The 7,118-nt window shown below is 49.4% G+C and carries 5 protein-coding genes; 1 reads left to right on the plus strand and 4 read right to left on the minus strand.

Annotation, left to right across the window (positions count from 1 at the left end; genetic code table 11):
• Positions 1 to 882, minus strand: an 882-nt coding sequence (locus tag ACTG33_RS10385) for a nitrite/sulfite reductase (RefSeq protein ID WP_439135140.1), incomplete at its 3' end; no start/stop codon positions are given.
• 652 nt (positions 883 to 1,534) lie between these two features.
• On the opposite strand from ACTG33_RS10385, the gene ACTG33_RS10390 reads away from it, so the two are divergent.
• The gene (locus ACTG33_RS10390; protein ID WP_439135141.1) at positions 1,535 to 1,990 is read left to right on the plus strand and encodes a MarR family winged helix-turn-helix transcriptional regulator; all 456 of its coding nucleotides are present in this window, start codon (positions 1,535 to 1,537) and stop codon (positions 1,988 to 1,990) included.
• A gap of 95 nt (positions 1,991 to 2,085) precedes the next feature.
• Here ACTG33_RS10390 and ACTG33_RS10395 read toward each other — a convergent pair whose 3' ends face one another.
• From ACTG33_RS10395 to metH, 3 genes are all read right to left on the minus strand, one after another.
• On the minus strand, positions 2,086 to 2,301 hold the full coding sequence (locus ACTG33_RS10395; RefSeq protein ID WP_439135142.1) for a DUF2970 domain-containing protein: 216 nt from the start codon (positions 2,299 to 2,301) through the stop codon (positions 2,086 to 2,088).
• 75 nt (positions 2,302 to 2,376) lie between these two features.
• A complete protein-coding gene (locus ACTG33_RS10400) occupies positions 2,377 to 2,688 on the minus strand; it encodes a hypothetical protein (RefSeq protein WP_439135143.1) in 312 nt (103 codons plus the stop codon).
• A gap of 285 nt (positions 2,689 to 2,973) precedes the next feature.
• Positions 2,974 to 6,678 (minus strand): methionine synthase, encoded by a 3,705-nt coding sequence (gene metH / locus ACTG33_RS10405; protein ID WP_439135144.1) that lies wholly within the window; start codon positions 6,676 to 6,678, stop codon positions 2,974 to 2,976.
• Positions 6,679 to 7,118 lie beyond the last annotated feature (440 nt).

A 7,118-nucleotide genomic window follows, 5' to 3' on the forward strand; every position in this document is an offset into this window, starting at 1 on the left:
CGGGAAGGCGTCGCTGGCGCGAGCAATTTCTTCCTGAGTCAGGGTAGTGGGGCCGCCTTTCAAGTGAGCGAATTCAGCTTCGACTTTTTCAGCGAATTTGTCGGCGCCCATGGCCTTCACCAGAATCTTGATTCTGGCTTTGTATTTGTTATCGCGACGCCCTAACTGGTTGTAAATACGAACGATTGCGTCGAGATAAGACAGAATGTGCTCTTCTGGCAGGAACTCGTTGATAACTGAGCCAATCACCGGCGTACGGCCCAAGCCACCACCGACGAGTACCTTGAAGCCCACTTCGCCAGCGTCGTTCTTGACGATTTCCAGCCCAATATCGTGAACCTGAACGGCGGCACGGTCACTGGCAGCGCCTGTCACTGCAATTTTGAACTTGCGCGGCAGGAAAGCGAATTCAGGGTGGAAGGTTGACCACTGACGGATAATTTCGCAGTAAGGGCGCGGATCAACGATCTCGTCGTTGCTGATACCGGCAAACTGGTCCGAGGTGACGTTACGGATACAGCTACCACTGGATTGAGTGGCGTGCATCTCAACATCAGCAAGCTCAGCGAGAATGTCCGGCACTTCTGCCAATTCAGGCCAGTTGAACTGGATGTTCTGACGAGTACTGACGTGGCAGTAGCCTTTGTCGTAGTGACGGGCGATATGAGCCAGTTTACGCAGCTGAGTAGTGTTCAGCATGCCGTAAGGCACATTGACTCGCAGCATAGGCGCCAAGCGCTGGATATACAGGCCATTTTGCAGTCGTAAAGGAAGAAATTCCTCATCCTTTAGCTCACCGGCTAAATAGCGATCGGTTTGACCGCGAAACTGAGCGACACGCTCGCGCACGATCTTTTGATCATACTCATCATATTTGTACATTGAGAAGTACACCTGGATTCAGTTAGGTTAATCACGACGACAAAAGGCCCATCTCTTTATAGATCAGAGACTTGTAGCCTAAGTCGAGGCGCGAAAGGATACACCATATCAAGGTGTTTCGCGATAGGGCTCAAATGGGGTCCGGTGGGGGGAAAGGTAACAGGAAAAGTTACTTCATATTCTAACTTGTTGATGAATAGAGTAAATTTTAGACAATATACGAATAACTGCCTTTTTTGCCTTGATAGACAGATTTCTTCTATGCCTATAATGCCTTCAGCTATGCAGTACTAGCTTTCCCATTCATACGTTTCTCACATTTACATGGAGAAAAATAATAATGCACGATGAATTTGAAATGCAGGAATCGGGTGATAGCTCAGCTGATGCAATCGCAGCTGTTGCACTTATCGCCATCTTTGTCTCCACTTGTATCTTCTGGATTAGTGGTCAATAAATGGAATTAGCGGAGCCACAGGGCTTCGCTGTTTCTATCTCTCCTTAACGTTTTTACTCCCTCAATTCTAATTTCAAATCGCTCATTAAATCATCAGTTTTGGTTTTTTATCGTCTTGTGCTTTGACAAGTATTGATCAAACAATTATTTTATTTGAATCTATACATCTCTCACGCATTGTTATTGGTGGCTTTCATGTCTTTTTTACTTCACAACAGTTATACCTTTTGGATTTCTCGCCTCGCAAGCGTCATGCAGGACAGATTCAACAAAGAACTGGAAACATTGGACGTTACCTGGCCTCAGTGGATGGTAATGAATGTCCTGACGCACGATCTGGCGAATACTCCAGCACACATTGCCGAGCAAATTGGTATAGACCGTTCGGCCGTTACGCGTTTGGTTGATCGCCTGGAAAAGAAGGGATTGGTGTTGCGTGAACACGATGGACTGGATCGTCGATCCGTTAAAGTTCACATCACTGAACCGGGAAAAATGATGGTGCAGCATCTGGATGATGCGGCCGAAAAACATCAGGAAATCTTTCTACAAGAACTTCATACAACGGAATATCGGGTTCTGAAAGGCAATATTCAGAAGCTTTTACGCGCCGGTGGGATTGAGTCATCCGCGCTTTGGAAGCACGCTTGAGCGGCCTAAATTGACTTAAAATATCTTATGAGTAATTCCGTTAGTGCTCATCACAGAAACGGTTAAAGAGCGTTAGTGTTCGCGACGCTTTTCTTCTACTGACCACTCAGGACAGTTTGAACCAGAGTGTAGATGGCCAATACAAATAGCGTTGTGAATATCAGTCCGGCGGTGATGTAAACCCAGATGTTGCCATGCTTGAAATCACGTTCTCGGGCTCGACTGCTTTGAACGCCAAAAGCGGCGGCAAATGTGCTGAGCACGACGGCCCAGAATCCCGGTTTTGAATCTTCTTTTTGAGGCTCGCTCATTGTCTGGCCACCACTCTCAAAGTCAGCTTGGTAGCTCGTAGACTAGCAGTTTGTATGTTTGCTACTCAAGAAGCGTTAGTGTTGGGCAACCTGATCAGGCAGTTCGGAAGTTCGGTGGATGCCTTCTTTGCTCAGAGTTTCCCGGGCCTGTTTGTAGTCCCACAGACCGATACGCAGACGGTAATAACACATCTTCCTGGATTCACCTTCTTTCTCACTGCAACTTGTCCGCAATTCACGATAATCACGCACAATCTGGGTGGATAGCTGAATCATCTCATCACTGATTTCGTCATCTGCGTAAGCCGGAACGGCTGACAGCAGTGTCATGATCAGAGACGTGAGAAATAGTGTGGCTAAAAATACGGGGTCTTTGAAGATATACATAGCGGTACCTCTTGGAGAATGAGGTGAATATACGCGCCAAAGATGACAATAAAATGATGAAACTGCTGACAGGTGAAATAAACGCTTCTGTACGAGCAAGCATCTCTACGAACCAGCCTGTCTATGAACCAACCTCTCTACGAAAAAAGCCTCTCTACCCCAAACCTCCTTAACACAAAGGAGGAGGGGGCAGAGAGGCTTTTCTAGTACTAAAGGTTTTGCTAGTACGAGAAGCTTTGCTAATACTAGAAGTTTTACTAATACTACAGCAGCGCTATTGGATGGTCAGTCGTCATAACCGAGGATCGGTTGCAACCAGCGCTCTAACGCGGGCACTTCCATCCCTTTACGGGCAGACAGGGATTCCACCTGGTCTTTCTGAATCTTGCCAACCGGGAAGTAGTAAGACTCAGGGTGTGAGAAATACCAGCCAGACACAGCAGCTGTTGGGGTCATGGCAAAGTGTTCGGTCAGTTCGATCCCGATCTTGTCTGTGGCATCCAGCAAGTTGAAGAGGGTGGTTTTCTCGGTGTGATCCGGGCAGGCGGGGTAGCCCGGTGCCGGACGAATACCCTGATACTTTTCTTTGATCAGATCTTCGTTCTCCAACTGCTCGTCAGGGATATAGCCCCAGAACTCTTTACGCACACGCTGATGCATCCGCTCAGCCAGAGATTCCGCCAGACGATCTGCCAGAGCTTTCACCATGATGCTGTTGTAATCATCCTGTTTGGCTTCGTATTCAGCGCAAAGCTCATCACAACCAATACCTGCCGTCACAGCAAAGCCACCGATGTAATCCTGCTTGCCAGAGTCTTTAGGGGCAACAAAGTCGGCCAGTGAGGTGTTCGGTTTGGTATTGCCAGGCTTTTGCACCTGCTGACGAATGTGGTGCAGGGTCGCAAGCTCTTCGGAGCGGCTCTCGTCACTGAACACAGCAATGTCGTCGTGATTGACGGTATTCGCTGGCCAGAAGCCAATGACCGCACGAGCTGTCAGCAGTTTTTCATCGACGATGCGTTTCAGCATGGCCTGGGCATCGGCGTAGAGGTTTTTGGCTGCCTCACCAATCACTTCATCATCAAAGATACGCGGGTATTTGCCCACCAGATCCCAGGTAATGAAGAAAGGCGTCCAGTCGATGGTTTCGATCAGCTCTTCCAGCGGATAGTCTTCAAATACCTTGGTGCCGGTAAAGGTTGGAGCGGGCGGGGTGTAGTTGTCCCAATCCAGCTTTAACCCGCGGGTAATGGCTTCCGGGTAGGTGCGAACCGTACCTCGCGCTTTACGGCCTGCATTACGCTCACGAACAGTTTCGTACTCGGCTCGAGTTTCTGCCACAAAGGCATCACGCAAGTCGTCGTTCAGCAATTTGCTGGCGACACCCACAGCGCGTGAGGCATCTGCCACGTAAGTGACCTGATTGAGCTTGAATTGAGGTTCAATCTTCACCGCCGTGTGAGCTTTGGAGGTAGTAGCCCCACCAATCAGTAATGGCTTATTGATGCCCTGACGCTCCATTTCTTTGGCTACGGTGACCATTTCATCCAGAGATGGGGTAATCAGGCCAGACAGGCCGATAATGTCGCACTTCTCTTCTTGCGCCACTTGCAGAATCTTCTCGCAGGGCACCATCACGCCGAGATCAACCACCTCGAAGTTATTACACTGCAACACCACACCCACGATGTTCTTACCAATATCGTGCACATCGCCTTTTACGGTGGCCATCAGAATCTTGCCATTAGGCTTGGTGGCTTCGGTTTTTTCGGCCTCGATAAAGGGGTTCAGGTAAGCCACGGACTGTTTCATCACACGGGCAGACTTTACAACCTGTGGCAGGAACATTTTACCGGCACCAAACAGATCGCCGACCACGTTCATACCATCCATCAATGGGCCTTCAATCACATCCAGAGGTCTGGTGGATTGCTGGCGAGCGACTTCTGTGTCTTCAACGATAAAGGTTGATATACCTTTCACCAGTGCATGCTCGATGCGTTTCTTGACATCCCAGCTGCGCCATTCCAGATCTTCTTTCTTCTCACCCGTGCTGCCGTCGCCTTTGAATTTATCGGCAATGGCCAGCAAGGCTTCGGTCGCATCGCTGTTGCGGTTTAGGATGACGTCTTCAACGGCGTCTTTCAATTCTTTTGGCAGATCATCGTAAACCGCCAGCTGACCGGCATTGACGATACCCATATTCAGGCCAGCCTGGATGGCGTAGTACAGGAACACGGAGTGAATCGCTTCACGCACCGGATTGTTGCCCCGGAAAGAGAAGGAGACGTTGGATACACCACCGGAAATGCCAGCGTGTGGCAGGTTTTGTTTAATCCAGCGGCAGGCCTCGATAAAGTCCACCGCGTAGTTATTGTGCTCATCAATACCGGTGGCCACCGCGAAGATATTGGGGTCGAAAATAATGTCTGCGGGGTTGAAGCCAACCTTGTCCACTAGCACGCGATATGAGCGTTCACAGATTTCAGTTTTGCGGGCCAGGGTATCCGCCTGACCGTCTTCGTCAAACGCCATCACTACAACCGCTGCGCCGTAACGCTGACAGAGACGGGCACGCTCGATAAACTCATCTTCGCCTTCTTTGAGGCTGATTGAGTTGACGATGGGCTTACCCTGAATGCACTTCAGACCGGCTTCAATGACTTCCCACTTCGAGGAGTCGACCATAATTGGTACGCGGGAAATGTCCGGTTCACCGGCGATCAGGTTAAGGAAGCGCACAATAGCCGCTTCAGCGTCCAGCATGCCCTCATCCATATTGATGTCGATCACCTGAGCGCCGTTTTCAACCTGCTCCAGAGCGACTTCCAGCGCGGTGTCGTAATCACCTTCGACAATCAGACGCTTAAACTTGGCAGAACCGGTAACGTTACAGCGTTCACCCACGTTCACAAACAGGGACTCAGCGGTGATGTTAAAAGGCTCCAGGCCGGAAAGGCGACAGGCAGGCTCGATCTGCGGTAATTCACGAGGCTTGTGCTTGGTCATCTCATCGGCAATGGCCTTGATATGACCCGGTGTGGTACCGCAACAACCGCCTATGATGTTGACCAGACCGCTTTCAGCAAACTCTTTAACGACAGCAATCATCTGCTCAGGTGTCTCGTCGTACTCACCAAACTCATTGGGCAAACCGGCGTTCGGGTGGGCAGAGACGTGGCATTCAGCCACTCGCGAAAGCTCTGACACATATTGGCGTAACTCTTTCGCGCCCAGAGCACAGTTCAGACCAATAGACAGCGGTTTGGCGTGAGCCAGAGAGTTATAGAATGCCTCGGTGGTTTGGCCGGAGAGAGTACGACCGGACGCATCGGTGATGGTGCCAGAGATCATAATCGGCAACTCAATGCCTTCGCGCTCAAAGTACTCCTGAACCGCGAATATAGCCGCTTTGGCATTCAGGGTGTCGAAAATGGTTTCGATCAAAATCAGATCTGAACCGCCTTTCACCAGGCCATCAACGGATTCCAGGTAGTTCTCCACCAGCTGATCAAAGGTCACGTTACGAGCACCGGGATCATTCACGTCCGGTGAAATAGAGCAGGTTCGGCTGGTCGGTCCAATAACACCCGCCACAAAACGCGGCTTGTCAGGGTTGCGAGCCGTCATTTCATCTGCCGCCTCGCGCGCCACTTGAGCGGCAACGACATTGATCTCATGGGCTAGAGACTCCATCTCATAATCCGCCATGGAGATCTGCGTGCTGTTAAAGGTATTGGTTTCAATGATGTCAGCACCGGCTTCCATGTAGGCGGTGTGCATTTCCTTAATCAGTTTGGACTGAGTTATGGAGAGCAAATCGTTATTGCCGGCGATATCCAGATGGTAGTCTGCAAAGCGTTCGCCCCGGTAGTCACTTTCGCTCAGCTGGTAGCTCTGGATCATCGTGCCCATGCCTCCATCGAGAATCAGAATTCGATCCTTAATGGCAGCGTAAAGGGCCGTGAGACGAGCATTGCGATCAGACATCGTTGAAAAACCTTTATTAAGTGAAAAGCGTTCTTTAAAAAAGAGTAAAGATTGAAGTTGATAGTTTTTTGCTCAAAAAGCACTCAAAACCGGCAAAAATCCAATCTATATCAAAATATTTTGATGTAGATCGGCATTCTAGCAGGAATCACGGTTTGAACCCAATCCAGAAATAGAAGTTTAGGTTATTTGAGCAACCTGACCGAGCGCTTTGTGGCGCGGGTTGGGAATAGCTGTCAACGGGCATGAGAGCGGTTATCAACTGCCTTGAGAGTGATTATCAACAACGAGCTGTCTATTAAACCATGCTATTTCTATGGTTTTTATCAGGCGTAATTTTCCGTAAAATACCTGACTCAATTAGTGAGGTTTAGGTTTGATGGTTAACGTAACGATTACAGATTCAGCACAGGAATATTTAGCAGAGCTGCTCAGCAAGC

Origin of the sequence: Pseudomaricurvus sp. (assembly GCF_965662505.1) — a bacterium.
Taxonomy (GTDB): domain Bacteria; phylum Pseudomonadota; class Gammaproteobacteria; order Pseudomonadales; family Cellvibrionaceae; genus Pseudomaricurvus.